Source organism: Marinobacter sp. MIT930201 (assembly GCF_047122665.1).
In the GTDB taxonomy this organism is placed as follows: domain Bacteria; phylum Pseudomonadota; class Gammaproteobacteria; order Pseudomonadales; family Oleiphilaceae; genus Marinobacter; species Marinobacter salarius.
Map to the genome: position 1 here is coordinate 1,212,094 of NZ_CP138916.1, position 26,851 is coordinate 1,238,944.

At 56.0% G+C, this 26,851-nt stretch carries 23 protein-coding genes; 13 read left to right on the forward strand and 10 right to left on the reverse strand.

The genetic code is table 11. The features are described 5' to 3' along the window. The first annotated feature begins 101 nt into the window (after positions 1-101). Entirely contained in the window at positions 102-560 is a 459-nt protein-coding gene (locus tag SIC19_RS05665; protein WP_036205671.1) for a DUF4124 domain-containing protein, read from the forward strand. Between the two features lie 67 nt (positions 561-627). Here SIC19_RS05665 and clpB read toward each other — a convergent pair whose 3' ends face one another. The 3 genes from clpB to rluD form a co-directional block, all read right to left on the reverse strand. Continuing rightward, positions 628-3,204 carry an ATP-dependent chaperone ClpB gene (clpB, locus tag SIC19_RS05670; RefSeq protein WP_036203689.1) on the reverse strand — a complete coding sequence of 859 codons (2,577 nt, stop codon included), beginning with the start codon at positions 3,202-3,204 and terminating at the stop codon, positions 628-630. A gap of 143 nt (positions 3,205-3,347) precedes the next feature. Next, positions 3,348-4,091, reverse strand: a complete 744-nt coding sequence (gene pgeF / locus SIC19_RS05675) for a peptidoglycan editing factor PgeF (protein ID WP_075195694.1) — start codon at positions 4,089-4,091, stop codon at positions 3,348-3,350. After that, positions 4,081-5,058 (reverse strand): 23S rRNA pseudouridine(1911/1915/1917) synthase RluD, encoded by a 978-nt coding sequence (gene rluD / locus SIC19_RS05680; protein ID WP_036203682.1) that lies wholly within the window; start codon positions 5,056-5,058, stop codon positions 4,081-4,083. Before rluD ends, pgeF begins: the two co-directional genes overlap by 11 nt. Before the next feature lie 136 nt (positions 5,059-5,194). Between rluD and SIC19_RS05685 the strand changes: the two genes are divergently transcribed. Further along, positions 5,195-6,031, forward strand: coding sequence for an outer membrane protein assembly factor BamD (locus tag SIC19_RS05685; RefSeq protein ID WP_041336829.1), 837 nt, complete (start codon positions 5,195-5,197; stop codon positions 6,029-6,031). A gap of 44 nt (positions 6,032-6,075) precedes the next feature. On the opposite strand, the gene SIC19_RS05690 is transcribed toward SIC19_RS05685, so the two are convergent. After that, entirely contained in the window at positions 6,076-7,728 is a 1,653-nt protein-coding gene (locus tag SIC19_RS05690; protein WP_075195693.1) for an NAD+ synthase, read from the reverse strand. Positions 7,729-7,813: 85 nt separating this feature from the next. Between SIC19_RS05690 and SIC19_RS05695 the strand changes: the two genes are divergently transcribed. The 10 genes from SIC19_RS05695 to SIC19_RS05740 all read left to right on the forward strand — a co-directional run bounded on the left by SIC19_RS05695 (position 7,814) and on the right by SIC19_RS05740 (position 18,741). Next, a complete protein-coding gene (locus SIC19_RS05695; RefSeq protein ID WP_075195692.1) occupies positions 7,814-9,460 on the forward strand; it encodes a sensor histidine kinase in 1,647 nt (548 codons plus the stop codon). 53 nt (positions 9,461-9,513) lie between these two features. Beyond that, entirely contained in the window at positions 9,514-10,902 is a 1,389-nt protein-coding gene (locus tag SIC19_RS05700; protein WP_075195691.1) for a sigma-54-dependent transcriptional regulator, read from the forward strand. Between the two features lie 121 nt (positions 10,903-11,023). After that, positions 11,024-11,596 (forward strand): GspH/FimT family pseudopilin, encoded by a 573-nt coding sequence (locus tag SIC19_RS05705; protein WP_169052462.1) that lies wholly within the window; start codon positions 11,024-11,026, stop codon positions 11,594-11,596. A gap of 156 nt (positions 11,597-11,752) precedes the next feature. Next, a complete protein-coding gene (locus SIC19_RS05710) occupies positions 11,753-12,238 on the forward strand; it encodes a GspH/FimT family pseudopilin (protein WP_083637211.1) in 486 nt (161 codons plus the stop codon). Between the two features lie 8 nt (positions 12,239-12,246). Beyond that, positions 12,247-12,729 (forward strand): type IV pilus modification protein PilV, encoded by a 483-nt coding sequence (gene pilV / locus SIC19_RS05715; protein ID WP_178380785.1) that lies wholly within the window; start codon positions 12,247-12,249, stop codon positions 12,727-12,729. Between the two features lie 2 nt (positions 12,730-12,731). Further along, positions 12,732-13,859: a PilW family protein gene (locus tag SIC19_RS05720; protein WP_075195688.1), complete on the forward strand. Its 1,128-nt coding sequence runs from the start codon at positions 12,732-12,734 to the stop codon at positions 13,857-13,859. Then, complete coding sequence (locus SIC19_RS05725) at positions 13,859-14,374, forward strand: PilX N-terminal domain-containing pilus assembly protein (RefSeq protein ID WP_075195687.1); 516 nt, start codon at positions 13,859-13,861, stop codon at positions 14,372-14,374. Before SIC19_RS05720 ends, SIC19_RS05725 begins: the two co-directional genes overlap by 1 nt. Before the next feature lie 74 nt (positions 14,375-14,448). Next, positions 14,449-17,853 carry a pilus assembly protein gene (locus SIC19_RS05730; RefSeq protein WP_075195686.1) on the forward strand — a complete coding sequence of 1,135 codons (3,405 nt, stop codon included), beginning with the start codon at positions 14,449-14,451 and terminating at the stop codon, positions 17,851-17,853. Between the two features lie 59 nt (positions 17,854-17,912). Then, entirely contained in the window at positions 17,913-18,287 is a 375-nt protein-coding gene (locus SIC19_RS05735) for a hypothetical protein (protein WP_075195685.1), read from the forward strand. Positions 18,288-18,333: 46 nt separating this feature from the next. Continuing rightward, positions 18,334-18,741, forward strand: coding sequence for a type IV pilin protein (locus tag SIC19_RS05740; protein WP_083637212.1), 408 nt, complete (start codon positions 18,334-18,336; stop codon positions 18,739-18,741). A gap of 30 nt (positions 18,742-18,771) precedes the next feature. Here SIC19_RS05740 and ispH read toward each other — a convergent pair whose 3' ends face one another. The 6 genes from ispH to murJ all read right to left on the reverse strand — a co-directional run bounded on the left by ispH (position 18,772) and on the right by murJ (position 26,250). Further along, complete coding sequence (ispH, locus tag SIC19_RS05745) at positions 18,772-19,722, reverse strand: 4-hydroxy-3-methylbut-2-enyl diphosphate reductase (RefSeq protein ID WP_041335403.1); 951 nt, start codon at positions 19,720-19,722, stop codon at positions 18,772-18,774. Between the two features lie 59 nt (positions 19,723-19,781). Continuing rightward, positions 19,782-20,234, reverse strand: coding sequence for an FKBP-type peptidyl-prolyl cis-trans isomerase (gene fkpB / locus SIC19_RS05750; protein WP_075195683.1), 453 nt, complete (start codon positions 20,232-20,234; stop codon positions 19,782-19,784). Continuing rightward, the gene (lspA, locus tag SIC19_RS05755; RefSeq protein ID WP_087148989.1) at positions 20,234-20,752 is read right to left on the reverse strand and encodes a signal peptidase II; all 519 of its coding nucleotides are present in this window, start codon (positions 20,750-20,752) and stop codon (positions 20,234-20,236) included. Before lspA ends, fkpB begins: the two co-directional genes overlap by 1 nt. Before the next feature lie 25 nt (positions 20,753-20,777). Further along, positions 20,778-23,597: an isoleucine--tRNA ligase gene (gene ileS, locus SIC19_RS05760; RefSeq protein ID WP_075195682.1), complete on the reverse strand. Its 2,820-nt coding sequence runs from the start codon at positions 23,595-23,597 to the stop codon at positions 20,778-20,780. Between the two features lie 35 nt (positions 23,598-23,632). Continuing rightward, the gene (ribF, locus tag SIC19_RS05765) at positions 23,633-24,604 is read right to left on the reverse strand and encodes a bifunctional riboflavin kinase/FAD synthetase (RefSeq protein ID WP_075195681.1); all 972 of its coding nucleotides are present in this window, start codon (positions 24,602-24,604) and stop codon (positions 23,633-23,635) included. 65 nt (positions 24,605-24,669) lie between these two features. Further along, positions 24,670-26,250, reverse strand: coding sequence for a murein biosynthesis integral membrane protein MurJ (murJ, locus tag SIC19_RS05770; protein WP_075195680.1), 1,581 nt, complete (start codon positions 26,248-26,250; stop codon positions 24,670-24,672). A gap of 286 nt (positions 26,251-26,536) precedes the next feature. On the opposite strand from murJ, the gene rpsT reads away from it, so the two are divergent. Next, the gene (gene rpsT, locus SIC19_RS05775) at positions 26,537-26,806 is read left to right on the forward strand and encodes a 30S ribosomal protein S20 (RefSeq protein ID WP_075195679.1); all 270 of its coding nucleotides are present in this window, start codon (positions 26,537-26,539) and stop codon (positions 26,804-26,806) included. Positions 26,807-26,851: the final 45 nt, after the last annotated feature.

Below are 26,851 nucleotides of genomic sequence, written 5' to 3' on the forward strand. Positions count from 1 at the left end.
GAAACTTGCCTTTACAAATGGCATGATAAACATAGGCTAACATAGAGACGGGGCCGCTACGGGCGGAACTTCGACAAGGCTAACGCGGAATGAGCAACGGCATGAACAGAAAAACCCTCACCCTGGCAGTACTTCTGGCTGCGACACCATCAATGGCTTTCGCGGCTTCCGTGTATAAATGGACCGACGAAGACGGGGTTACGCACTTTGGCGATCGGCAGCCAACCGGACAGCAGGCGGAGTCCGTCAATATTCGCACCGGCAAATCCTCCGGAGGCAACCGGATGAGCCCGCAGGAACAATTGGAACAGCTCGAAACCCAGAAAGCCAAAGAAAGCGAGAAGCGCCAGGAAAGCGCCGTAGAGGAAGCGCGGCGCAAACAACGGGAAGCCAACTGCGAAACCGCACGCACCAATCTTAAGCTAATTCAGCAGAACAGCAGGATCCGTATAGAAGAGGAAGGGGAACTGCGGTATCTGACCCCCGAAGAAATCGAGGAGCAGAAACAGCAGTTTGAGAAAATCGCAGAGGAAAACTGCGGCGAACCTGCCGAAGGTTAATGCAAGAGACACTCTGGTTGGATCCGGACGAGGGAGAGCACAATGCTCCGCCTCGTCGCTCCTGACATTACGCTTTCAAGAACTCCAAACCATGATCTTTGACCGACCCACGAATGGTATCACCGGGCAGGAAGTCCCCTTGCAATAACCTCTGGGCCAGCGGATTCTCAATCATCCGCTGAATGGCCCGCTTCAATGGACGAGCACCGTAAACGGGGTCGTAGCCAACTTCCGCCAGCAACTCCATCGCTGCGTCGTCCAGCATCAACGACATATCCTGCTCTTTCAGGCGCTTGCCCAGAGCATTAATCTGAATCCGGGCAATGCCCTGAATCTGGCTTTCAGCCAGCGGATGAAACACCACCACCTCATCCACCCGGTTAATGAACTCTGGCCTGAAGTGAGTACCCACTACGTCCATAACGTCCTTCTTCATGGACTCGTAGTTTTCCTCACCCGCTTTCTGCTGAATGATGTCCGACCCCAGGTTTGAGGTCATCACGATGACGGTATTGCGAAAATCCACCGTTCTACCCTGACCATCTGTCAGGCGCCCATCCTCAAGAACCTGCAACAGAATATTAAATACGTCCGGGTGCGCCTTCTCAACTTCATCCAACAACAACACTGAGTAGGGCCGGCGGCGGACGGCCTCGGTCAGGTAGCCACCCTCTTCATAACCAACGTATCCCGGAGGGGCACCGATCAGCCGAGCGACGGAATGCTTCTCCATGAACTCAGACATGTCGATTCGAACCATGGCCTCCTCGGTATCAAAGAGGAACGACGCCAGGGCTTTGCAGAGCTCAGTCTTACCCACACCGGTCGGCCCCAGGAACAGGAAAGAACCATTAGGGCGGTGAGGGTCTGACAGTCCTGCACGGGACCGACGAACCGCGTTGGACACGGCCTCAACGGCTTCGTCCTGACCGATGACACGCCCATGGAGGGCTTCCTCCATTCGCATCAGCTTGTCGCGTTCGCCCTCGAGCATCTTCGAAACCGGAATACCCGTCCACTTGGACACCACTTCGGCGATTTCCTCATCGGTCACGCGGTTACGCAGCAGCTTCATCTCCATCATTTCCGCCTGGCTCGCCATATCCAGTTGGCGCTCCAGCTCCGGAATCCTGCCGTATTGCAACTCCGACATGCGCCCGAGATCGCCGGCACGGCGGGCATTTTCCAGGTCGATCCGGGCTTGTTCCAGTTGGCTCTTGATCTTCTGGGAACCATGCAGTGCCGCTTTTTCGGTATTCCAGACCTCTTCCAGGTCCGCGTACTCACGCTCGATACCGGAGATGACATCCGAGAGCTCAGAAAGCCGCTTCTTGGAGGCGGCATCGGTTTCCTTTTTCAACGCCTCCCGCTCTATTTTCAATTGGATCAAACGCCGCTCAAGGCGATCCAGCGCTTCTGGCTTGGAGTCCATCTCCATGCGGATCTGGCTTGCAGCCTCATCCACCAGATCAATGGCCTTGTCCGGCAACTGACGGTCAGCGATGTAACGATGAGACAACTTGGCCGCTGCGATGATGGCACCGTCTGTGACTTCCACGCCGTGATGAACTTCGTAGCGCTCCTTCAGGCCGCGGAGGATCGCTATGGTGTCCTCCTCGGTAGGCTCGGAGACCAATACCTTCTGGAACCGACGCTCAAGGGCCGCGTCTTTCTCAATATTCTCGCGATACTCGTCAAGGGTGGTGGCGCCCACGCAATGTAACTCCCCGCGCGACAGGGCGGGCTTGAGCATATTGCCGGCGTCCATGGAACCTTCCGCTTTACCGGCGCCGACCATGGTGTGAATTTCGTCGATGAACAGGATGATCTGCCCTTCCTGCTTGGACAACTCATTCAGCACAGATTTGAGGCGCTCTTCAAACTCACCCCGGAACTTGGCGCCCGCAATCAGCGAGCCCATATCCAAAGACAGCACGCGCTTGTTCTTGAGCCCTTCTGGCACCTCGCCGTTGACAATGCGCTGGGCAAGTCCTTCTACAATTGCGGTTTTACCCACACCGGGCTCACCAATGAGCACCGGATTGTTCTTGCGACGACGCTGCAGTACCTGAATGGTCCGACGGATTTCATCATCGCGACCAATCACCGGGTCCAATTTGCCAGCCTCGGCACGTTCGGTCAGATCAATGGTGTATTTGGAAAGCGCCTGTCGATGCTCTTCTGCAGACGCATCGTCAACCGACTCACCGCCTCTGACCTCATCGATGGCACGCTCCAATGCGGATTTGTCGACACCCTGCTCCCGCAGAACCCGCCCAAGGCTGCCCCGATCCTCTAGTGCGGCCAGCAGCAGCAATTCGCTGGAAATGAACTGGTCACCACGTTTCTGCGCCAGCTTGTCGGCAATATTGAAGAGCCGGCCCATATCGTTTGACATAGAGACATCGCCGGCAGAGCCCTGCACTTCCGGCAGGTTTTCAATCTCCCGGGCCACAGCCTGGCGTATCCGGGAAGGCTCAGCGCCCGATTGTTTCAACAGCGGCTTGATGGAGCTGCCTTCCTGGTCCATCAGCGCCTGCATCAGGTGCACGGGTTCTATAAAGTTGTGATCCCTGCCTACCGCTAGCGACTGGGCGTCGGCCAGTGCTGTCTGGAGTTTGCTGGTCAGTTTGTCGATTCTCATAATTCGGTCTTCCCAAATCTCTGTCACTGAACCGATGGGAGAATTCCATCGGCGACATTGCGTCTGCTTTGACAGTTAATGTAGGGGCGATTGGTGGGAGTTCAAGCAGACCGGACGGGAAAGTGTCAGAAAATTGACGAATGTCATGAGATGAATATCAGGCTTGCCATTCTCCCGGTTTGCCCGTCTCGACGATAGGAGAAAAAACGCTCACGATCGGTCACCGTGCAGAATTCACCACCGTAGACCTGAAGCACACCTGCCATTGCCAGCCTCTGCCGGGCAAGCTCATAGATATCCGCAAGATAATGGGTAGGATTTCGAGGGCTGGAAATGAATGCATCACCCGATTGGGAATCGCTCATCAGGAAAGCCTCCCTGACCTCGGGGCCAACCTCAAACTGCTCAGGACCAATGGCCGGCCCCAACCACGCCAGGACGGCAGCAGGATTACCCAGATACTCAACCGTTCGCTCCAGAACACCACCACACAAGCCGCGCCAGCCAGCATGGGCAGCGGCCACCTGGCCACTGGCGGGGTTACAGAAAAGCACCGGAAGACAGTCCGCTGTCATCACCACACATGCCACCCCAGGCTGGGAGGTCACACTGGCATCCGCGGTGACCGCACCCGACTGCGGCAACTCAACAACGTCAGTACCATGAACCTGGTTAAGCCAACCGAACGACTGAGCGCCGGGCTCAGCCCACTGCCCAAGCAGGGACCGATTTTTCGCAACATCATCGGGATGATCTCCCACATGCGTGCCGAGGTTCAGGGATTGCCACGGCGCCTGGCTGACCCCGCCCATTCTCGTCGTGCATGCGGCATGCACCCAAGACGGAGCGGGCCAGTCAGGGACAATCACCGGCAGTTCAGACGTCATGGTTCTCCAACTCCTTAACGTGCTTTCGAAGTGCGGCCAGCAGACCCTCGATGTCATCGGGCAGTGGTACCTCCCAAGTCAGTATCTCACCGGTTTGCGGGTGTTCCAATGTCAACTGGCGTGCATGGAGCGCCTGCCGCTGGAAACTGGCAAGCACGTCCCTCAGTTCGTCTGTTGTGCCTTTCGGCAGACGTAGCCGACCGCCATACTGAGGGTCGCCCACCAATGGATGTTTCACGTGGGCCATATGCACCCGTATCTGGTGGGTACGGCCGCTCTCCAGCTTACAGCGAACGTGGGTGTGCGCTGCGAAGCGCTCCACCAGGCGATAATGCGTTACCGCCGGCTTACCGGTGGGCACAACCGCCATTTTCTTGCGTTCACGGGGATGACGACCAATCGGTGCATCCACCGTCGAGCCTCCAGTAAGGGTGCCAACCACAATGGCTTCGTATTCCCGCCCCATGGTCCGGGTCTGCAACTGGTCGACCAGCGATGTATGAGCAATCAGGCTGCGCGCTACCACCATGATGCCGGACGTATCTTTGTCGAGACGATGCACAATCCCTGCTCTGGGCAGGTTCTCCACTTCCGGGGCATGGTTGAGCAGGGCATTGACCAGGGTGCCGTCAGCGTGGCCTGCCGCCGGGTGGACCACGAGGCCCGCAGGCTTGTTAATGACCAACAGGTGCTCGTCTTCATACACAATATCCAGGTCTATCGATTCCGCTTCCCAACTGACTTGCGCTTCCGGCTCCGCGTCCAGATCGAGCCGGTCGCCCAGCATTACCTTGTCCCGGGGCTTACAGGTTTTTCCATTGACCGTCAGTGCGCCGCTTTTGATCCAGCCCTGCAGTCGGGAGCGCGAGTGCTCCGGCATCAGTTCGGCCGCAGCCTGATCCAGGCGGCGGTCGCTGTGCTCCGGTGGAATGGAGAAGCTGGCGATAATACGGTTTTCAGATGACATTGAGCCCCCGGGGCCGGTATGAGTGTTACGTTTGAGTCAGAATTTCTGAATCCACGGCGCGTGCCACTGCACATGTGAACGGATCCCCGTTACAATGGCCGACGTTTCGAATTTTGCCATTATACGGGATTCCGGCATGAGATCAGTTGTCCGATTACTGCTAGTCACCACCGCAGCGCTATTCATCAGTGCCTGCGCATCGAACGATAAGCAGGAAGAAGTGCTGCCGGAACAAACCTATTACGAAAATGCCCGCGATGCGATGAACTCGGGCAACTTCAACGAAGCCGAGCAGAACCTCGACTATCTGGAAACCTACTACCCATTTGGCCGCTATGCGGAACAGGCCCAATTGGACCTCATTTATGCCCGCTACCAGAATCTTGACCTGGAAGGGGCCCGCGCGGCGGCAGACCGTTTTCTCAGACTGAATCCACAGAGCGATCACGCCGACTATGCGCTCTATATGCGAGGACTGGCATCCTATAATCTGGATATTGGCCTGGCTGCCCGCTACTTCCCGGTGGACGTTTCGGCAAGAGACCCCGGCGAACAGCGCCAGGCGTTCCGGGACTTTTCCGAGCTGCTGAACCGCTACCCCTCCAGCGAATACGCTCCAGATGCCCGCCAGCGCATGATTGCGATCCGCAACCGTCTGGCTGAACTGGAACTTTACGCGGCACGATATTACATCAGCCGTGAAGCTTACATCGCGGCGAACAACCGAGCTCGATACATTATCGAAAATTATTCAACGACGCCGTCCGTCGAAGAAGCCTTGATCATCCTGGCGGAAACGTTCCGTTTCATGGATCTGAAAAAAGGAGCAACGGATGCCGTGGCAATGCTGAAAGAGAACTTCCCGGACAGCGCCGCCTTCAATGAGAACGGAGAGTTCCAGCCAGACATACTCAAACGCGAGGACCGCTCCCTGTCTAGCGTGGTCACCTTCGGCCTGATGGGCGACGAATAACATTTGGCAGGGCTGCCCGAGCAATCAGGCAGCCCTACCGCAATCTACTTTCCACTTTTCCAGCCATTGGTAATCGGGTAACGCCGATCCTTACCAAACCCCCTTTCGGTAATTCTCACGCCTATCGGCGCCTGCCTGCGCTTATATTCGTTAATATCCACCAGCCGCACCACGCGATCGACATCCACCCTGTCGAACCCCTGAGCGACAATGGCATCGGCACTGAGATCCCGCTCCACGTAGAGATTGAGGATCTGATCAAGAACGTCGTATCCCGGCAGGCTATCCTCGTCTTTCTGATCCGGTGCCAGCTCTGCCGACGGCGGACGGGTAATGACCCGTTCCGGAATCACCTGCGAAACACTGTTGCGATACCAGGCGAGGCGAAAAACCAGGGTTTTGGGAACGTCCTTGAGCACATCAAAGCCGCCGGCCATATCCCCGTACAGGGTCGAGTAGCCCACCGCCATTTCACTTTTGTTGCCAGTCGTCAGCACCAGCGAACCGAACTTGTTGGACAGAGACATCAACAGAACGCCCCGCAGCCGGGCCTGCAGATTCTCCTCGGTGGTGTCAGGTTGCGTGCCCTCAAACGGGGCCGCCAATGTTTTCATAAAGGCATCGTACATCGGCTCAATGGAGAACACGTCGTATTGAACGCCCAGGGCCACGGCCTCGGCTTCCGCGTCTTCAATACTCATACCCGAGGTATAGCGAAAAGGCATCATCACCGCGCGTACCCGGTCGGCCCCCAGGGCATCCGCCGCAACAGCCAGAGTCACCGCTGAATCGATACCGCCGGAGAGCCCCAGAACAACGGATTTAAAACCATTCTTGTTGACGTAGTCCCGCACTCCCAGGACCAGGGCCTTGTAGACATTTTCCTCCAGCGACGGTTCGGCAACGGCAGGCTGCGGGATTGGCTGGCAATGATGCTCACAGACGAAGTCCACCGGATAGAGCCCTTCGCTGAACTGTGGTGCTTCGGCTGCAAGCACCCCGGAATGGTCGTAAACCACAGAGCCACCATCAAAGACCAGTTCGTCCTGCCCGCCAATCAGATTGACGTAGACAATACTCACCCGATTCTCAAAAGCCTTGCGTTCTACCAGAGCCTTTCGCCGCACCTGCTTGTCAATATCGTAGGGTGATGCATTGAGGTTGACGACCAGTCTGGCGCCTGCCGCGGCAGCGTCTTCCACCGGCCCCTCGCTCCAAATGTCCTCACAGATGGTAATGCCCACTGGCACCCCTTTGATATCCATGACCAGAGTATCCACGCCATTGGCAAAATAGCGCTTCTCGTCGAAAACCTGATAATTGGGAGGAAACCGCTTGAAGTAGCGACCGGTTATATTTCCCAGCTCAATGGCGACCGCAGCGTTGTAAAGTAGAGCGCCCTCCCGTATCGGAGCCCCCACGATGATGGCGGGGCCCAGATGCTCCCCGCGCAAGGTTTCCAGCGCGTCTGCAACGCGCACATCCATACTGGGTCTTAATAAAAGGTCTTCCGGTGGGTAACCGGTAAGACACAACTCCGGGAACACAACCAGATCCGCCTGATGCTCCTGTTCCGCGCGTCGGGTCGCCTCAATCACCTTTTGGGTATTGCCAGGGATATCGCCCACCAGAAAATCGAGTTGGGCCATCACTACCCGAAGTTTTCCGGGCCCCTGACCATCCTTTTGCACGGACATAACGCAGCTCCTGTAACTCATTGCCATTAAAAGGCTATTATAACCCCGCAAGACATCAGAATTCTCGCGGGATATCCACTGGACGATGGCGCAACCAACCACTCCTGATCAGCAGCCCATTACCGATACACCACCCTCAAACCAGAGGGGCCGGCTGTTTCGGGTCTATAACCACTACCGTGTAGTCGTCAGCGTTATACTGGTGGCGTTGCTGTTTGTGGACCCTATAAACTTCGACTCCCGCTTCCGGGCAATGGATTATTACCAGGCCGGGGTGGTCTGCTATCTCGCCATCAATGGCTTCATTGCCCTGACAATGCTGGCAGGGTTTCAGCCCAGAAGCCGCCATATCACAGTATCCATATTGATGGACATCCTGCTCCTGCATGGACTCCTGATTGCCAGCACCGGCATTACCAATGGCCTGGCGAATCTGGTTATCGTTTCCGTGGCTGCAGGCAACATACTTACCCCTACCAGGATCGGCACCTTCTACGCGGCGTTGGGTGCTATCTGTTCTCTGGGCATCTCGGCCTGGTCCGTGCTGGTGTTTGATGACTCCGCCGATGAAATTGTTCGCGCTGGCTCCCTGGGCATTCTCTATTTTGCCGCAGCGTTCATCCTCCAATACATATCCCGGCGCATGCTGCGAAGCGAAGCGCTTGCCAGTTCCCGAGCCCGCAGCATTGCCGAACTGGAGCAGATCAATCGCCAGATTATCCAGCGCATGAGAACCGGCATACTTGTTCTCGACCGGTTCGGGCGAATCCGCCTGGCTAATGCTGCTGCGGAAGAATTGCTGTTTGGCACTGCCACCGAGGACTCGAAATTACCCAGCCGGGGACGAAATCTGCCACGGCCGCTCCGAAGAGGCCTCGATGCCTGGCTGAAAGACCCTGCCCGCAGAACAGAACCTTTCCAGGCTACACAAACCTCGCCCGTGGTACAGGCCAATTTCACTCAGCTCGATCAGCAGCGCGGCGACCAGATCCTGGTATTTATCGATGACATGAGCAGGGTGACGCAACAGGCCCAGCAAATGAAGCTGGCGTCCCTGGGGCGGCTGACCGCAGGTATTGCCCATGAAATTCGGAACCCGCTGGGGGCCATCAGCCACGCGTCCCAATTGATGAACGAATCCCCCAACCTGGATGAGGGGGATCGCAAAATGCTGGACATCATCGAACGGCATTCCCGACGGGTTAACGGCATCATCGAAAATGTGCTTGACCTGTCGAGACGACGCGCTGCCGACACCGACCTCATTGACGTCGACAAATGGTTATCCGCGTTCCGCGACGATTACCTGCAAACCCAGAGTAACGAACACCAGAAATCCGACGAGATTCTGCTTCGCACCGAACGCAACCTACCCCTGGCGCGCTTTGATGTCAGCCAGATTGAACAAGTGATGGTCAACCTCTGTGACAATGGCCTCCGGTATAGTAAACAGACGACCGGCGAACGGCGCATAGAACTGTATGCAGGTGTGGCCGCCGATGGCGAGCGCGCCTACGTGGATGTTCGCGATTTCGGCCCGGGCATCGCTCCGGAGCACCGCGTGTCTGTTTTTGAACCTTTTTTCACAACCGACAAGAGTGGGACGGGACTCGGCCTTTATCTGGCTCGAGAACTGTGCGAGGCTAATCAGGCTCACCTGTCCCTGGTAGAGGACAACCAGCCCGGCTGTTGTTTCCGCATTACATTCGCCCACCATGGACGGATGATCTAACAAATCCGGAAGCCCGGTAGTCTGAATAACGACATGGAACCGATAACAATCCAATGACCACTCATACCGCCCTGATCGTAGACGACGAACCCGATATCCGGGACCTTCTGGAAATCACACTCAGCCGTATGGGAATAACAACCCTGACCGCGCCAGACATCACCTGCGCGAAGAAGCTTCTGGGTGAACACAAACCACAACTCTGCCTGACAGACATGAACCTGCCCGATGGCAACGGCATCGAGCTTGTGCAGTGGATACAGCAGAATACGCCCTGTACCCCTGTGGCTGTAATCACGGCCTACGGCAACATGGATACGGCCATTGAATCCCTGAAGGCCGGTGCCTTCGATTTTGTGTCCAAGCCGGTTGAGCTTCCGCGGCTTCGGGAGTTGGTCAACAGTGCTCTCCGGTTGTCGGAGGCCGAAGCCAACACTCAGGACACTGACGATGAACCGGGTCTGTTACTCGGCAAATCAACAGAAATTCAAAAACTCCGAAGCCAAACTCGGAAACTGGCCAGAAGCCAAGCACCCGTTTTCATCAGCGGGGAATCGGGTAGCGGTAAAGAACTGGTCGCAAGAATGATTCATTTGCAGGGTCCTCGCCGCGACGGTCCCTTTATAGCTGTCAACTGTGGAGCCATCCCCTCTGAACTGATGGAGAGTGAATTTTTTGGGCACAAAAAGGGCAGCTTTACCGGGGCCGTTGAAAACAAAGACGGCCTGTTTCGATCTGCCAACGGTGGCACTTTGTTTCTGGACGAAGTTGCTGACCTGCCTCTGGCAATGCAGGTAAAACTCCTGAGGGCAATTCAGGAAAAGGCTGTCCGCCCGGTTGGCGATACCAAGGAAGTTCCGGTGGATATCCGGGTACTCAGCGCGACCCATAAGAACCTTCCAGATCTGGTTCAGGAAGGCATTTTTCGGCAAGACCTTTTCTACCGGATCAACGTCATTGAACTGGCTGTGCCTCCTTTGCGGGAACGACCAGACGACATTTCCTTGCTTGCTCGCCACATTCTCGAAAGAATCGGTAAAGAATATGAATGCGAACCCGCCTCGCTAACCCAGGGCGCCATCGGGCGGCTCAAACAGTACGATTTCCCGGGCAACGTAAGGGAACTCGAAAATGTTCTGGAGCGCGCCTTTACGCTTTGCGATGCCGATCAAATTGATGCCGGCGATCTGCACCTGGGAAATGGTGTACAGACGGCGTCGTCCCCCACCCAGGTTATCGCGGAAGGCGAGGCCAACGATGACGAGACTGCCCCGGTGCCCGATGGCGAGATTGACCTGGAAAACTACCTGGAGAACATAGAGAGACAAGCCATCGAGAAGGCTCTGGAAGCCACCCGATGGAATAAAACGGCGGCCGCTAAGCGTCTGGGAATCAGCTTTCGAGCGCTTCGGTACCGCCTCAAGAAGCTGGGAATGGAGTGAACGGTATCTCAGAATTCTCTCGTCGGTAACCACCGTTCATTGATATACGGTAGAATTCATGTCGCTTTTCTACAGGATGTAAAAAAGCGCCCAGACCAAACCACCAACATGGATGTTGACTATGCGATACCTTGCCCGAACCAGGGGCTTCACCCTGGTTGAACTTATTCTCACGCTCGCGCTGGTCGCAATGCTCGCCGGAATTGCCAGCACCTCCTGGACTCGGCTTATCTCCTCAACGCGCCACACCGATGTGATCAACGACACTCGCCGGATGTTTGCCGTCGCACGATCCTACGCCGTCCACCAGAAAACCCTGACCACCGTGTGCCCGCTGTCTCCCGCGCTGAGGTGTACCGATGACTGGAATAACGCCGTCTCCGTCTTTCCAGACAGAAACAACGACAAGCGACCGGATGCGGGAAAAGTCCACCGGGTGTTCACGCTCACGAGGGGGCAGTCCAGCCTCTATTCCCGAACAGCCGGAAGAGGCTACTTCCAGCTATCTGCCAAAGGTATGAGTCACGGCACCATGGGAAGCCTTGTCGCGTGTTCTGCATCAACCAACGGAAGATTTGACATGAGTTACCTGGCCCTCAATATTGGCGGCCGCATTCGGACACTCCATGACGAAGACGGGGATGGGGAAATCAGACTTCCCTGGGGAACGATCATCACCTGCCCTGGCCCATGAACAAAGGCCCGATGGTTGCCCCCAGAGTGTGACCGAAACCTCATCTTCAGCCGCCGAATACCGCCCATACCGGATGTTCGACCGTTCATCGAATAGGCGATGCATATCTATGGCGCCTTTGGTTTACTAACCTGAGGCTTACCAACGGAATTTGGCATGTTGAAGAGAACCGCAGGTTTCACGCTCATAGAACTACTCATCACGATGGTCATTCTCGCGATCATTGCGACTGTTGCGCTCCCCGGCTTTGGCAGGCTGATAGAAAGCAATCGGCTGGTAACCGGCACGAACTTGCTGGTGTCATCCATTAAACTTGCAAGAACAGAAGCCATCAAACGCGGCACAAACGTCACGTTCAGTACCGATGGTGGCCTGGGGGGCGGTTGGTGTGTGCACGAAGGCGATGACGCCGGGGACTGCGCCAATGACCAGATTCGCGGGTTCGAGTCACCTGGTAATCTTACCTTTACTGAAAGCGTAGGCGATCTGGTGTTTGACCGGCGCGGGTTTCTTGTTCCACAAGCTGCTCAAACCTTTACCGTCGCTCCGGTCGGCTGTGCCAGTGGTGACATATCCTTCCGAAGGATCCGGGTAAGCCCGGTTGGACGAACCGAAGTAGATGACGGAGAAGTATGCCCGTGACTCCAACTATGACTCAGACATCTAAGCACCGCTCCGGCCTGGCTTCCCCGAGACACCAGTCCGGTCTTGGAATGATCGAGATCCTCATTACTGTCTTGGTCCTTGCCATCGGCATACTGGGCGTTGCTTCAACACAGGTCGTTTCCCTGCAAATGAACTCTCAGTCCCAGAGCCGGAGCCAGGCGGTCCTGCTCGCGGAAGACCTGCTGGACCGAATTCGTGCGAATTCCGACAATCCCGGTGACTATGCCCTGGCTCAGGACGACGCGCAGGGCGCTGATGGTGGTGGTTGCGCCACATCTTTCGTACCGGCAAATGCAACCGTTGCAGCCAACGACATTGCCGCCTGGGAAAACAGCCTCGCCTGCCTTCTTCCAGAGGCTGAGCGTACCGTTGCAGTCGATCCCTTAACCAACGTGGTTACAGTCACCATAGACTGGAACCAGAACGACCAGGCCATGAACCCTGTAGTAGTGAGGACTCAGATTTGATCATGTCAAAGTTCCGCGCTCCCTCTGCCCCCGATACTCGTCCTGGGGCCAGCCAATCAGGCCTGTCGCTGGTTGAGCTGCTGATTGCAACAGCTCTCGGCCTCATTCTTACGCTTGGAGTAATCCAAATTTATCTGAGCGGGAATGAGACCTATCGTCAGACGCAGGGCCTTGCCCACGCGCAGGAAAGCACCCGATTTGTTTCCGCCGTCCTGACACCGGATCTCCGTTCTGCCGGCAGTTTTGGCTGCCTTGCAGAAATGGGCAGACCACTTGACCAGGTTGTCGACAACCGCCTGAATGGCGGCCTGGCGGTACCACTGGATCAGGCACTCCAGGGCTGGGAGTACACGGGAACCGGCCCGGGAGATAGCGTCACGCTGGCAAACGCCATGGCAACGCCCGGCGCCGGTAACTGGGCCTCAGGAACCGCTGGTGCGAACCTGCCCGCCGATCTTGCGGGTTCCGTGATCACCAATTCCGATGTCATTATTGTCAATGCCCTGACTTCTATTGGTGTGCCGTTAAACCCCGCCGTTCCCCAGAATGGTAACAGTATTAACCTTGCTGACGACTCAGGAGTGGAGGCCGGATCCGTCGTTCTGGCCACCCGTGGCGATTGCTCTGAAGGCGAAATGTTTCAGAAGAGCAACAATGCCAATTCCAATTCCATCGTAATGGCTGGCGGCAATGTCAATCCGGGCAATAACGGTAATAACTTCAATCTGAATTACGACCCTCAAACCAGGGTCTATCAGTTTACGTCAATGGCCTATTACATCGGCCAGGGCACCAACGGAGAGCCTGCCTTATTCCGGCGCATGATGACACCGCTCCAGAACCCCCAGGAGCTGGTCTCCGGCGTTGAAACATTGCAGATCCTCTATGGCGAAGATACCGGTGGAACCAGCGCCGCGGATGATTATGTCCCCGCCGACGAGGTAGTCGACTGGAACACCATCGTGAGTGTTCGATTCTCGGTCATGACCCGCAGCCAGGACGAAGTGCTGGAAGAAGAAAATAATCGCAACTTTGACATGCTTGGCAGTGAAGTCTCCCAGGCAAACAACGGGGACCGACGTGTTCGGCTTATCTCCGTCAGCACCACTGCACTCAGGGGGAGAATGTAATGAAAGCGACCCGGAATCGAGTGAAGCCGCCTATGGTAGACGTTAGCCCTCATACTAAACGCCAGCGCGGAGCGACCTTGATCGTGGCCCTTGTCATGCTGCTGATCATTTCTCTGCTAGCCATCGGCGGCATGCAGGGATCCGTGATGCAGGAACGCATGGCGAGCAACGCTCACGACAGTGCGATTTCGTTTCAGGCTTCAGAAGCGACGTTACGACAGAGTGAAAACGATATTCTGAACACCCCAGGTACCCGTGTGACAGCCTTCAGCGAGGCAATGCTCGACAGCCCGTGGGATTGGGATGGCAACAACCCTGCCCGATCTGGCACCGGGGTCGCTGGTCCGGATGTAAGCGCACAACCTGCCTACCATCTCGCGCGTCTTGCGGATGTGTGCCCGATCGAACCCGGACAGCCCTGCTTCGAGCGCTACCTGGCAACGTCTCGGGCCCAAGGGGGAAGCGATGAAGCAGTCACAGTACTCCAATCTACGGTTTTGTTACCACCAGAGTAAATGACGGCGTGTGTTAAAAACCGTCGCCAGACAAACATCACAATGAATTGCTGACTCCAACTGGAGAGTTTGCCATGAAAACGTTCAAGACAGCATCACACAAGCGCTCGCGCTACTCGAAACTAAGCGTCTTCAGCACCAGCCTTGTGTTTTCAATCTGCACAATGCAATCCGCCATGGCACAGGTCAACCTGGCTCAGGTGCCACTGTTTCTGAAAGAATCTGTCGATTCAAACCTGGTGTTTGTCTATGACGATTCCGGATCCATGGCGTGGCGTTACATGCCCGATGACCTTGATGGGCATGGCGGCAACCGGTATTACTACTCCAGCCGTGTGAACAAGATCTACTACGACCCAACAATAACGTATCAGCCGCCATTCAAGCCAGACGGCAGTAGTCGTTATCCTGACTCGGATTATAACAACGCGTGGGTAAACGGGTTTGATCAATCCGATGGAAGGGATGATCTTCGTGACGATATACGTTTCGATAGTATCGGGAGCATCGAAGAAGGTTTCTACATGCAGTTCAACTCCTCCACGAGTTGCGACAGCAACCCCCGACAAAATGATTGTTACACCCCCGTTCTTCTCAATAATGCATCCGCCGAGATCAAGCAGAACTATGCGAACTGGTTTTCCTATTACAGCACGCGGACCCTGGCGGCCAAATCGGGGATCACGGAAGCCTTCTTTGATCTTCCAGACAATATCCGGGTTGGCTATGGCGCCATTAACGTCAACAACAACACCATTGATGGCGTAAACGACACAGATACCCTTGTCAGTGGAGTGCGCCCATACACAGCTGCTCGACGCCAGCAATTTCTAACCTGGCTTCACAACAAGAGTGTAAACGGCGGCACCCCACTGAGAACGGCACTCAGGGATGTCGGCAAGTACTATTCCCGTACTGACAATCGGGGCCCGTGGGGAGAAATTCCTGGCACCAATGACAGTACCGCACATATTGAATGCCGCCAAAGTTTCTCCCTTATTATGACCGATGGTATCTGGAACGGAAGCAGCCCCTCTGTCGGAAATGTCGACAATACGCCGGGACCGTCCTACACCAATCCGGACCCCGATGGCTCCGATTTCAACTACACAGCCGTGTCGCCATTTACCGACGGGCATTCCAACACTCTGGCGGATGTTGCGATGCAGTACTGGAAAAACGATCTGCGCACAGACCTCGGTAACAAGGTCCCCGTCACATCGACCGACCCGGCATTCTGGCAGCACATGACAACCTTCACGATCGGGCTAGGCGTCACAGGCGACATCAAGGAAGCCGATGCACTTGCTGCACTCGACCCGGACAACAACATCACCATCAACTGGCCCGAACCTGGCTCGAACCGAAGCCCTGCCAACATTGATGACCTGCTCCATGCGGCGATCAACGGTCGCGGTGGCTATGCCAGCGCGCAGAACCCGAAGGAGTTCGCCGACGAAATCAAGAGTTTCCTTGGTGATGTAATTGCTCGCTCACAGACATCTGCCTCATCCGCAGCTGTCAGTTCGGCAGTCTTGCGCGCTGACTCCCTGGGTTTCTTTGCGGGCTTCCGCAGTGAAGACTGGTCCGGCACTTTGTCAGGGTTCAGCTTCGACCAGGGCAAACAGCTCTGGGATGCCGAAGAAATTCTGCGACAGACGCTCCCGACAGACCGGAAATTGATCACCCACAATGGAAGTAGCGGCATTGATCTGGAATTCGCATCGGCCAGCTCTCTTTCTAACCTCTCGGCTGCTCAACGCGATGCGCTGAATGCCGACCCAACACTGAACGCCACTCAAGATAACCTTGGCCATAATCGACTGGCCTGGCTTCATGGCGACAATGACGCTCACGCAACTCTCCGAAGCAGGCAGGGCACTGACGCTGGAGGTAATACCGTCCTCCGGCTTCTGGGTGATGTCATCAACGCGAACCCGCAGTTCGTCGGTAAAACCAACTATGGGTTTGCACGCCTGGGTGGTACCGAAGGGAGCGAATACGGTTCATTCCGATCTACTAATACTTACCAAACCCGGATCGATGCACTGTATGTGCCTGCCAACGACGGCATACTGCACGCCTTCGATGGCGAAACCGGCAAAGAGCTCTTTGGCTACATTCCATCAGAACTGCTGCTCCCCTCGGGCTCAAATACATATGCCCGCATTTCAGAGCTGATGAAGCCCAACTACACCCACCGATACTTCATGGATGGCACACCACGAGTACAGGATGCCTATATTGATAAGGACGGAAACGGTTCCGAGTGGCGAACTGTGCTTCTGGGAACTATGGGCAAAGGTGGCAAAACAGTATTTGCGCTTGATATAACCGAGCCAGGCTCATTCTCTCCAGCAGATGATGTGCTGTGGGAGTTCCAACATCCGAATCTCGGATACGGAGTGACCGATCCGCAGATTTCCCGCCTCGACGATGGAACCTGGGTAGCCATTTTTGGAAATGGCTACAACGGGGCCAGCGGTCAATCCAGTCTGTTTGTTGTTGACCTGGAAACCGGCAATCTCGTCAAAGAACTCCAAACCGGAGCCGGTAGCGCTGCGAACTCAAACGGCCTTGCCTCCGCTACCATCACCAGTTTTCCGGAAACAGATGCCATCACCCGTTATGCCTACGCTGGCGATCTGTTAGGCAATTTTTGGCGATTCGACCTTACTGGAAACACTAACAAGTGGGACGCAACCAAAGTATTCACCGCCGAAAGCCCTGACGGTAATAGTCAACCGATCACTGTGGCTCCCCGGGTCGCGCTCAACCCCAATAACAGTGACGAACTCGTAGCAGCGTTCGGTACCGGTAGCTTCCTGCGAAACGGCGACGAAGGTGACTACGATGTCCAGACACTGTACGCCGTAAAAGACGATCTGACCGCGTCAGGGCTGGAACGAGATGACCTGGTGCAACAGACCATCACCAGACAGGAAGATGTCGTTGTGAATAGGGCGTCAGGGAACGGTACCAACAGCTTTACGGTCCGGGAAACCTCCAGCAACCAGTCGACAAATCAGCAAGGCTGGTACCTGGACCTTGCCTACAACTCAAACAAACAGGGAGAGCGAGTTATCAGCCGGGCAACCTTCCCGTTTGGTGTAAACCCGGATCGGGTTCGATTCACTACCGTCATCCCTGATGATGACCCCTGCGGAAGCGGGCGTACCGGGTTTATTATGGATCTTAAACTGACAACCGGCGTTCCTTCTGAGACCCCCGTGTTCGACCTTAACAGCGATGGCACCTTCAACGCGGGTGATATCGTAGGCGGCTATGCGCCAAGCGGCATCCAGGTGGGTTACGGCGGTGAAAACCGTACGATTGCGACCGAAGACGGCGACGCAGAAGTAGTGATACCGGGCCTGGATCCCAACCAGTTGTCACCGGGAGATCCATGCGAGGATGGACTCTGTGCCCGTTCCCTGGACTCAAGCATCGGCCGACAAACGTGGGAGCAGCTTCGCTAAGAAGCTGCCTTGGCCGATCACGAGCTAACTATCTTTTATTTGAGTAGCAGGAAAATACTATGATTACTCGCTTACTACTGAATCAACCACGCAGAGCTCTTGCCGTAGCCCTAATCGCATTGGCGGCAACAATGACAAGCGGCATGGCATTCGCCCAGGCGGACGATGAAGTCATGGAGGGCAATCCGATATCCCTCGAGAACGTTGTTTTTGAGGGAACCGTGAACTTTGTCCACCCCGATTCGTTCATGCTGGTCATTGACGACTATTCTTTCGTACTTGAGCGCGTCATCACGTTCAACGGTGGCACCTGGTCACGGGAACAGGTCGTCCAACGGCTCGCACAGGGTGATCGTCTTAAGCTGGAACTCGGAGGGATAGCGGACCAGAGATCTGGCGCTCGACTGGTGCAAAAAATTGAAGTTCTGAACTGACCATGCGGGAATGGCGACCACTAGTAAACTAAGAGGGATAACGATTTTGAAGACTCACTCGAACTCAGGTTTTACGTTGATCGAGATGATGATTGCGGTCGCGATCATTGCCATCATCGCAGCAATAGCGCTTCCTCTTTATCAGAGCCAGATGGAGCAAACCCGACGAACAACTGCGCAGGCAGACCTGCTAGAACTCACCCAATGGATGGAGCGTCGATACTCCAACGGTTTTGATTATCGCGATGGGGGTAATAATCCTGTTTTGCCATTCGATCAGTCGCCGCAGAACGGAGACGCGTTCTACGATATCAGCTTTGTGGGGAACGTAGCCCGGAATGCGTTTACCTTGCAGGCAGTTCCAACCGGACCTCAGACAGACGATGATTGTGGAACTCTTACGCTGGATGAACAGGGTAATCGCGGCGCAGACCAGGCAGCAGGGTGCTGGTAAACGAATATGACACGAACGATGCCATCACAATCAGACTTCGATGGCATCGATTCGCAATTCTTTAGGCATCGAGAAAACGATATTCTCCTCCCTGCCCTCAATCTCTTCGGGCACCTCGCCGCCAAGTTCCCTTAAACGCGCAATTACCTCATTGACCAGTATTTCCGGGGCAGACGCGCCAGCAGTCACGCCAATGGATTGCTTGCCCTCGAGCCACGTCGGATCTATTTGATTTGATTGGTCTATAAGATAGGCAGGCGTTCCCATGCGCTCTGCCAACTCCCGCAATCGATTGGAATTGGAACTGTTCGGCGAACCCACTACCAGCATTAGGTCACAGTCACCGGCCAACTGCTTCACAGCATCCTGACGGTTCTGCGTGGCGTAGCAGATATCGTTTTTGCGAGGGCCCTGAATGTCCGGGAACTTTTCACGCAAGGCATCGATGACTCGGGCGGTGTCGTCCATGGAAAGCGTGGTTTGAGTTACATAAGACAGCCTGGACGGATCTTTCACGACCAGTTCGGCAACGTCTTTCTCGTCTTCCACAAGATAGATATCGCCACCGTTGCCATGGTCATACTGCCCCATGGTGCCTTCCACCTCTGGATGACCATGGTGGCCAATGAGGATGCATTCACGCCCATCGCGACTGTACTTCATCACCTCGAGGTGAACCTTGGTTACCAGAGGACAGGTTGCGTCGAACACCTTCAACCCCCTGCGCGCGGCTTCATTCTGCACCGCCTGGGACACACCGTGGGCACTGAAGATCACCAGCTTGTCGTCCGGCACCTCTTCCAGCTCATCCACAAAGATAGCGCCGCGGTTGCGCAGGTTGTCCACCACAAATTTGTTATGCACCACTTCATGGCGCACGTAAATGGGCGCACCAAAGACATCCAGGGCACGGTTCACTATTTCGATAGCGCGGTCGACACCGGCACAGAAACCACGAGGATTAGCGAGTCGGATTTGCATAGAATTGCCCTGAGATATCAAACAAGTTTGCAGAAGCCTGCGGGAGGACCAAAATGCGTTTAGTGGGCCCGACCAACAGGCTCCACATCAATAATTTCCACTTCAAATGTCAGTGTACGCCCCGCCAGAGGGTGATTAAAGTCCACCTCGACCTGATCTCCTTCCACACGACTAACGACGCCCGGCAACTCACTCTGACGCGCATCCGCGAATGAGATCATAACCCCCTTTTCAAGCACCATGTCCGCGCTGAACTCACTCCGCTTGAACGTTTGCACGTTACTCGGATTATGCTGCCCAAAGGCCTTTTCAGGAGGTACTTCGAAGCTATTGCGGTCGCCCGCCGTCATACCCATCAGGTAGGCCTCAAAATTTTCCGGCAGGCTCTCGTCACCAATCTCCAGTGTTGCCGGTTCTTTCTCGAAAGTGGAATCAATGATCTCACCGTCACTGAACTTCAACGCAAAATGAAGCGTAACGCGAGTGCCCTGATCTACGGGAAGTTCTTTCATCAGCGATTGTCGCTCCTGTTGTCCGCATCCGGTTCCCGGGGCTTGCGGAATATATCCAGAATCATCATACCGGCACCAATGGTGATGGCCGTATCGGCGATGTTAAAAGCGGGGAAATGGTAGCCGTTCCAGTAAAAATGCAGGAAGTCGACCACGTAGCCATGAACAACACGGTCGTAAACGTTACCCAGAGCGCCGCCAAGGATTAATACGATGGCAATCGCCGACCAGGTTTCATGGCGCCGCAGGGATTTCAGCCATACAACCAGAACTACACTGACCACCAGTGCCAGGGAGACAAAAAACCAGCGTTGCCAACCTGCGGCACCGGCCAGAAAGCTAAACGCCGCACCGGTGTTGTGCAGCAAGGTCAGATTGAACAGTGGCATTACCGGTACCGGGTTGCCATAGGTCAGCATGGCCGTAGCCATGGCCTTGCTCCCAAGGTCCAGCACGATAACGAGCACCGCCAGCCAGAGCCAGCGGAGCTTGGAGCCGGTTTCTTCCGTATTGGTCATTACGCTTTCCACAAGGTGACGTCCATCAGGCGAACGAGCGGGACTCGCCCTGCCCTTCCACGTTGGTCACACAACGACCACACAGGTCGCCATACTGCTCACTCTGACCGACATCGGCCCGATGATGCCAGCAGCGTTCACACTTGGCGTGTCCGGCGGGGTTTACTTTTACAAGCAATCCCTCGTGGGACGTCGGCTCCGCGTCGCCGGCGTCAGACACCGGTGCTACCGTGGCTTCCGAAGTAATCAGCACAAAGCGTAACTCTTCACCAAGGTACTGCAGATCCTTGGCAAGGTCGCCTTCGCAGTAGAGAGTCACTTCCGCACTGAGGGAACCTTTGATTTCTCCCCTGCCACGAACCTCTTCCAGGCACTTATTCACCGCTTCTTTAACGCTGTAAATACGGCTCCAGTAATCACGGCCCAGTTCGGCGTCGTCCGGCAGTGCTGTCAGGCCTTCATACCAGGTTTCGTAGAACACGGTATCGCCACGCTTCCCGGGCAGGTGCTGCCAGATTTCATCGGCCGTGAAACTCAGGATCGGCGCAATCCAACGCACCAGCGCTTCTGCCACATGGAACAGGGCCGTCTGACAGGAGCGACGCTCGCGGCTGTCGGCCTGAGTGGTGTATTGCCGGTCCTTGATAATATCCAGATAGAACCCGCCCAGGGTGGCCTCGCAGAAGTTGTACACCTTCTGGTAGATGCGCAGGAACGCGTAATTCTGGTAATCCTCATGCAGCTCCGTCTGCAGCTGCAGGGCCTTGTCGACCATCCAGCGGTCCAGCGCGATCATATCCTCTGGCGCAACGGCATGCTGCTCCGGATCGAAACCCGTGAGGTTGCTGAGCAGGAAACGGGCGGTATTCCGGATACGACGATAACCGTCCGCAGTCTGTTTGAGGATGTCCTTGGAAACCGTCATTTCACCGCTGTAGTCGGTCGCGGACACCCATAGACGCAGGATATCGGCACCCAGCTCGTTCATCACTTCCTGGGGCGCGATCACGTTGCCCAGGGACTTGGACATCTTGCGGCCCTTACCATCGACAGTGAAGCCATGGGTCAGCACCTGCTTATACGGCGCCACGCCGTTCATCGCGATGGAGGTTTTCAGGGACGACTGGAACCAGCCACGGTGCTGGTCTGAACCTTCCAGATACATATCTGCCGGGAACTGACCCAGTTCGGTGCGGGGACGCAGCACGGATTCGTGGGTTACTCCGGAATCAAACCATACGTCCAGGGTATCCAACACCTTTTCATACTGGTCGGCATCACTGCCCAGCAGCTCAGTGGTATCGATGTCGTACCAGGCGTCAATACCGCCCTTTTCGATTTCCTTCGCTGCCGCCTCAATCAGATTCTGGGTATCCGGATGCAGTTCCTGCGTTTCCTTGTGGATAAACAATGTGATCGGCACGCCCCAGGTACGCTGGCGCGAGATACACCAGTCCGGGGATTGCCTGAACATGGCCTCGATGCGGTTCTGCCCCCAGGCAGGCACCCAGCGCACACCCTTGATGGCTTCCAGGGCGTCGTCACGGAGGTTTTCCTTCTCCATGCTGATAAACCACTGAGGGGTGGCTCGGTAGATCAACGGTGTCTTGGTACGCCAGCAATGGGGGTAGCTGTGGCTGAACTTCTCCGCCCGGACCAACTTGCCCTCGCGTTCCAGAGCTGAACACACCGGGTCATCCGCCTTGTAGACGTGAACGCCAGCAAACTCACCGGCGGCCTGGGTATAGGTGCCATCGGCCTTGACCAGGCTGATGGTATCAATGCCGTAGGCCTTCCCCACTTCAAAGTCTTCCATGCCATGATCGGGGGCCGTGTGGACGGCGCCGGTACCAGCGTCGGTGGACACATGGTCGCCCAGGACCAGCGGCACCTGCTTGTCATACACCGGATGATGCAGATCCAGTTTTTCCAGCGTGGCGCCTGGCACAGTCGCCAGTACCTCATAGTTCTCAACACCCCAACGCGACATGATGCCATCCACCATGTCCGCGGCGAGGATCATACGCTCCCGTCCATGTCCGGCATCGGTCTGTACCAGGGCATATTCCAGCTCAGCGTGCAGTGAAACAGCTTGGTTGGCGGGAATGGTCCAGGGTGTCGTCGTCCAGATAACAACCGACACATCACCCTCGCCCTTGTCGGTACCAAACAGGTCGAGCACGCGCGCCTGGTCTACGACCGTGAACCGCACATCGATCTGTACTGACGTCTTGTCCTGGTACTCAACTTCGGCTTCCGCCAGTGCAGACTGACCGACCACGCTCCAGTACACCGGCTTGAACCCGCGCACCAGATGGCCTTTGGCGACTATTTTGCCCAAAGCACGCACAATGCCCGCCTCGACCTTCGGGTCCATGGTCAGGTACGGCTTTTCCCATTCACCCATCACCCCAAGGCGGATGAAATCGGCCTTCTGGCCGGCGATCTGTTTGGTAGCGTAATCACGACAGGCCTGACGGAAGGTCTTGTAATCCACCTTCACACCCGCCTTGCCAATCTCCTGCTCCACCTTGTGCTCAATTGGTAAGCCATGGCAGTCCCAGCCCGGCACATAAGGCGCGTCGTAACCCATGAAGCTGCGGGATTTGACGATCATATCCTTGAGGATTTTATTGACCGCATGACCGATATGAATGCTGCCATTGGCGTAGGGAGGGCCATCATGGAGGATGAACTTATCCCGCCCCTCACGCTGCTTGCGCAGGTTGCCGTATACGTCCAGGTCCTGCCAGCGCTGGAGCATGTCCGGCTCGCGCTTGGCCAGGTTACCGCGCATGGGAAAGGCGGTTTCAGGCAGATTCAGAGTGTGCTTGTAGTCGCTCATGGTAATGGTGCGTAGCTCAGGTTGTTAAATGTCGGTCAACGTTCGGTGGCTGAGGAGCCATGGCCTGCAATCCAAGCCCGCGCATCGTCAAAGTCACGGGCAATCTGCTCCTTGAGGTCATCCACCGAGTCGAATTTCACCTCGTCCCGCAGGGCATGGCGGAAAACCACATCAAGACGCTGGCCATAAAGTGTGCCAGCAAAGTCAAACAGGTGCACTTCCAGGGACGGCTGCTTACCATCCACTGTGGGGCGCAGACCAATGTTGGCTACGCCGTCCAGAACACGGCCATCCTCAAGGGTTGCGCTTACCACATAGACCCCTTTCAGCGCCGGCATATGAGGTAACAGAATGTTCGCCGTGGGCGCGCCAATCTGCCGCCCCAACTGGCGGCCATAAACGATTCGCCCTCGGATGCGGTAAGGATGGCCCAGTAAATCCTCGGCGTCGTTGATCCGGTTCTCTGAAAGCACACCTCGAATTCGGGTACTGCTGACACGCTCGCCGTGCACCGTCACGGTACGGGTATTCTCCACCGTGAAGCCGCGTTGCTCACCCACTGCCCGCAACAGCGAAAAATCGCCGGCCCTGTCGCAACCGAAACGGAAATCGTCCCCTACCACGAGATGGCGAACTCCGAGGCCATCTATCAAAACGTCTTCAATAAAGCCCATACCAGAGTAACTCCGGAACCGCTCGTTAAAACGCAGGCACAGGACAACGTCGATGCCAGACGCCAGCAGCAATTCAAATTTCTGCCGGAACGGCATCAACCGTGGGGGTGCGTCACGGCCCTGGAAGAACTCACGGGGTTGGGGCTCAAACACCATCACCACGGAAGGCACGCCGAGCTCCAGTGCTTTTTCATGAACCTGGTCGATGATGGTCTGGTGCCCAAGATGCACCCCATCGAAATTCCCGATGGTGGCAACGCACCCGTTCGCGAGCGGAGCTTCGTCCTGCTGCGAAAGGCTTTTCAGGTTGGTCAGGCCCCGGATCAGACGCATGTAAAGCGAACCCTTGTTTGCCAGCGGTGTATGGTTTCACTGGTGAGAAAACGCGCGATTATAACCTACCTGTGGCGAAAATGTCTTACCCGAACCCCAGCCAATGCCAACACAATAAAGTACACCGCGACGCCCGAGACTACGAGAATACCCATATCCGTGGCCCGCTGGAGACCGCCTGCCATCAGCCACTGACCCACTGGCGGCTGTAGCCAGAGGATGACCGCAGCCAGGGCCGCATTGGCTAGTCCGATCTGAACCAGGAAGCGGGCCCACCCCGGCTGCCATTTCCAGGCGCCTTCACGGATAAGGCCACGCCACAGGAGCGCCGTGTTCAACCACGCAGACAGCGAAGTTGCCAACGCCAGCCCCGCATGCGCCAAGGGGAAAATCAGCGCCAGGTTAAATACCATATTGGCCACCATCGCGATAATGCCGATTTTAACCGGCGTTTTGGTGTCTTGCCGTGCGAAATACCCCGGCGCCAGCACCTTGATCAACATGAAGGCCAGCAATCCGGCGGAGTATGCTCGCAGGCTTTGGGCCGCCATGGTGACGTCGCGATCGGTAACTTCTCCGTAGTGGAACAGAGTCGCAATCAGTGGCTCAGCCAGAAGAGCGAGGGCCAACGCGGCAGGCAAACCTATAAGCAGCACCGCCCGCACAGCCCAGTCCAGCGTTGCGGCAAACTGGTCTGCCGATTCCGCTGCGTGTTTGCGAGACAGACTGGGAAGAATCACCGTGGCAATAGCGATACCGAATACACCCAGGGGCAACTCCGACAGGCGATCCGAGTAGTAAAGCCAGGACACACTGCCGGTCTGCAGAAACGACGCAAGAACCGTGTCCAGAAGCAGATTGATCTGGCTGACAGAAACCCCGAACAACGCCGGCACCATCAGCTTCATGATGCGACTGACCCCTTCGTGCCTGTAATCCACTTTTGGCCGCGGCATCAACCCTAACTGCATCAGGAAGGGTAACTGAAAGAACAGCTGCAACGCCCCGGCGATAAATACCCCCCAAGCCAAAGCGATGACAGGCGTTTCCATCAGGGGCGAGAGAAATATGGCCGCGCTGATCATCGCCAGATTGAGCAACACTGGCGTAAACGCGGGAACGGCAAAACGGTCGTAGCTATTGAGAATACTACCCGCAAACGCCGTCAGGGAGACCAGCAGCAAATACGGGAAGGTAATCCGCAGCATATCGCTGGCCAGGCCGAACTTGAGGTCGTCATCCAGAAAACCTGGCGCAAACACTGCGGTCAGAAGCGGCGCCCCCAGCATGGCAACTGCCGTCACGCCCAACAGAACCAACCCAAGGACGCCTGCGACCGCGTTAACCAAACGCCGGACTTCGGTGATGGACTCCTGCTGCCGATACGAGGAAAGCACCGGCACGAAGGCCTGAGCGAACGCACCCTCGGCAAACAGGCGGCGGAGAAAATTAGGGATTTTGAAGGCGACGAAAAACGCGTCGGCGCCCGCCCCGGCACCAAAATAACGCGCAATCACCATATCCCTTACCAAACCGAGGACCCGTGACAGCATCGTCATTGAGCCAACGACTCCAGATGACCTCAACAGCCCTGGTGGTTTGGGCAACGCCTTTGGTGTTTCTGTCTGCTCAGGTTCGGACGACATTCTAGGCCTGGACAATGGTTCGGTAGTTTCTGGATGTACCCGGGATGTAGCAGGCCATATTTCGGTAATTCCTTAGGGCCTTAACGGGACTCTCCGGCGATGAGCGGCGAGTTTACCACAGGGGCCGGAGATACCGGGATGAAATAGCGTTGAGCCTTGACATTTTGGGGCTTTGGCGGCATAGTTCCGCGTCATTTATTTCGACGCGCTGGTTTTGGCGCGCCCGCGATTTTTACGAATCGATTCACAACGAATTTCGGATTTCACAGATCTCAGGAGTTATACGGTGGCAAATACCCCGCAAGCCAAGAAGCGCGCACGTCAGAACGAGAAGAACCGCAAGCACAATGCCAGCCTGCGTTCCATGGCGCGCACTTACATCAAGAAGGTCCAGGCCAGCATTGAGGCCGGCAAGCCAGAAGAAGCACAAGCTGCTCTCCAGAAGGCTCAGCCGATTATGGACAGCATGGTCAACAAAGGCGTGTTCGCCAAGAACAAGATTGCTCGCCAGAAGAGCCGTCTGAGCGCCCGCATCAAGGCTCTGAAGAGCGCGTAACGCTTCTTCGGAACCTGAATGAAAAAACCGGCCTGATGGGCCGGT

Bases quoted from the DNA above. Each gene is read 5' to 3' on its own strand.
- SIC19_RS05665 (WP_036205671.1), top strand. From the start codon at position 102: ATGAACAGAAAAACCCTCACCCTGGCAGTACTTCTGGCTGCGACACCA.
- clpB (WP_036203689.1), bottom strand. From the start codon at position 3,204: ATGAGAATCGACAAACTGACCAGCAAACTCCAGACAGCACTGGCCGAC.
- pgeF (WP_075195694.1), bottom strand. From the start codon at position 4,091: ATGACGTCTGAACTGCCGGTGATTGTCCCTGACTGGCCCGCTCCGTCT.
- rluD (WP_036203682.1), bottom strand. From the start codon at position 5,058: ATGTCATCTGAAAACCGTATTATCGCCAGCTTCTCCATTCCACCGGAG.
- SIC19_RS05685 (WP_041336829.1), top strand. From the start codon at position 5,195: ATGAGATCAGTTGTCCGATTACTGCTAGTCACCACCGCAGCGCTATTC.
- SIC19_RS05690 (WP_075195693.1), bottom strand. From the start codon at position 7,728: ATGTCCGTGCAAAAGGATGGTCAGGGGCCCGGAAAACTTCGGGTAGTG.
- SIC19_RS05695 (WP_075195692.1), top strand. From the start codon at position 7,814: ATGGCGCAACCAACCACTCCTGATCAGCAGCCCATTACCGATACACCA.
- SIC19_RS05700 (WP_075195691.1), top strand. From the start codon at position 9,514: ATGACCACTCATACCGCCCTGATCGTAGACGACGAACCCGATATCCGG.
- SIC19_RS05705 (WP_169052462.1), top strand. From the start codon at position 11,024: ATGCGATACCTTGCCCGAACCAGGGGCTTCACCCTGGTTGAACTTATT.
- SIC19_RS05710 (WP_083637211.1), top strand. From the start codon at position 11,753: ATGTTGAAGAGAACCGCAGGTTTCACGCTCATAGAACTACTCATCACG.
- pilV (WP_178380785.1), top strand. From the start codon at position 12,247: ATGACTCAGACATCTAAGCACCGCTCCGGCCTGGCTTCCCCGAGACAC.
- SIC19_RS05720 (WP_075195688.1), top strand. From the start codon at position 12,732: ATGTCAAAGTTCCGCGCTCCCTCTGCCCCCGATACTCGTCCTGGGGCC.
- SIC19_RS05725 (WP_075195687.1), top strand. From the start codon at position 13,859: ATGAAAGCGACCCGGAATCGAGTGAAGCCGCCTATGGTAGACGTTAGC.
- SIC19_RS05730 (WP_075195686.1), top strand. From the start codon at position 14,449: ATGAAAACGTTCAAGACAGCATCACACAAGCGCTCGCGCTACTCGAAA.
- SIC19_RS05735 (WP_075195685.1), top strand. From the start codon at position 17,913: ATGATTACTCGCTTACTACTGAATCAACCACGCAGAGCTCTTGCCGTA.
- ispH (WP_041335403.1), bottom strand. From the start codon at position 19,722: ATGCAAATCCGACTCGCTAATCCTCGTGGTTTCTGTGCCGGTGTCGAC.
- fkpB (WP_075195683.1), bottom strand. From the start codon at position 20,234: ATGAAAGAACTTCCCGTAGATCAGGGCACTCGCGTTACGCTTCATTTT.
- lspA (WP_087148989.1), bottom strand. From the start codon at position 20,752: ATGACCAATACGGAAGAAACCGGCTCCAAGCTCCGCTGGCTCTGGCTG.
- ileS (WP_075195682.1), bottom strand. From the start codon at position 23,597: ATGAGCGACTACAAGCACACTCTGAATCTGCCTGAAACCGCCTTTCCC.
- ribF (WP_075195681.1), bottom strand. From the start codon at position 24,604: ATGCGTCTGATCCGGGGCCTGACCAACCTGAAAAGCCTTTCGCAGCAG.
- murJ (WP_075195680.1), bottom strand. From the start codon at position 26,250: ATGTCGTCCGAACCTGAGCAGACAGAAACACCAAAGGCGTTGCCCAAA.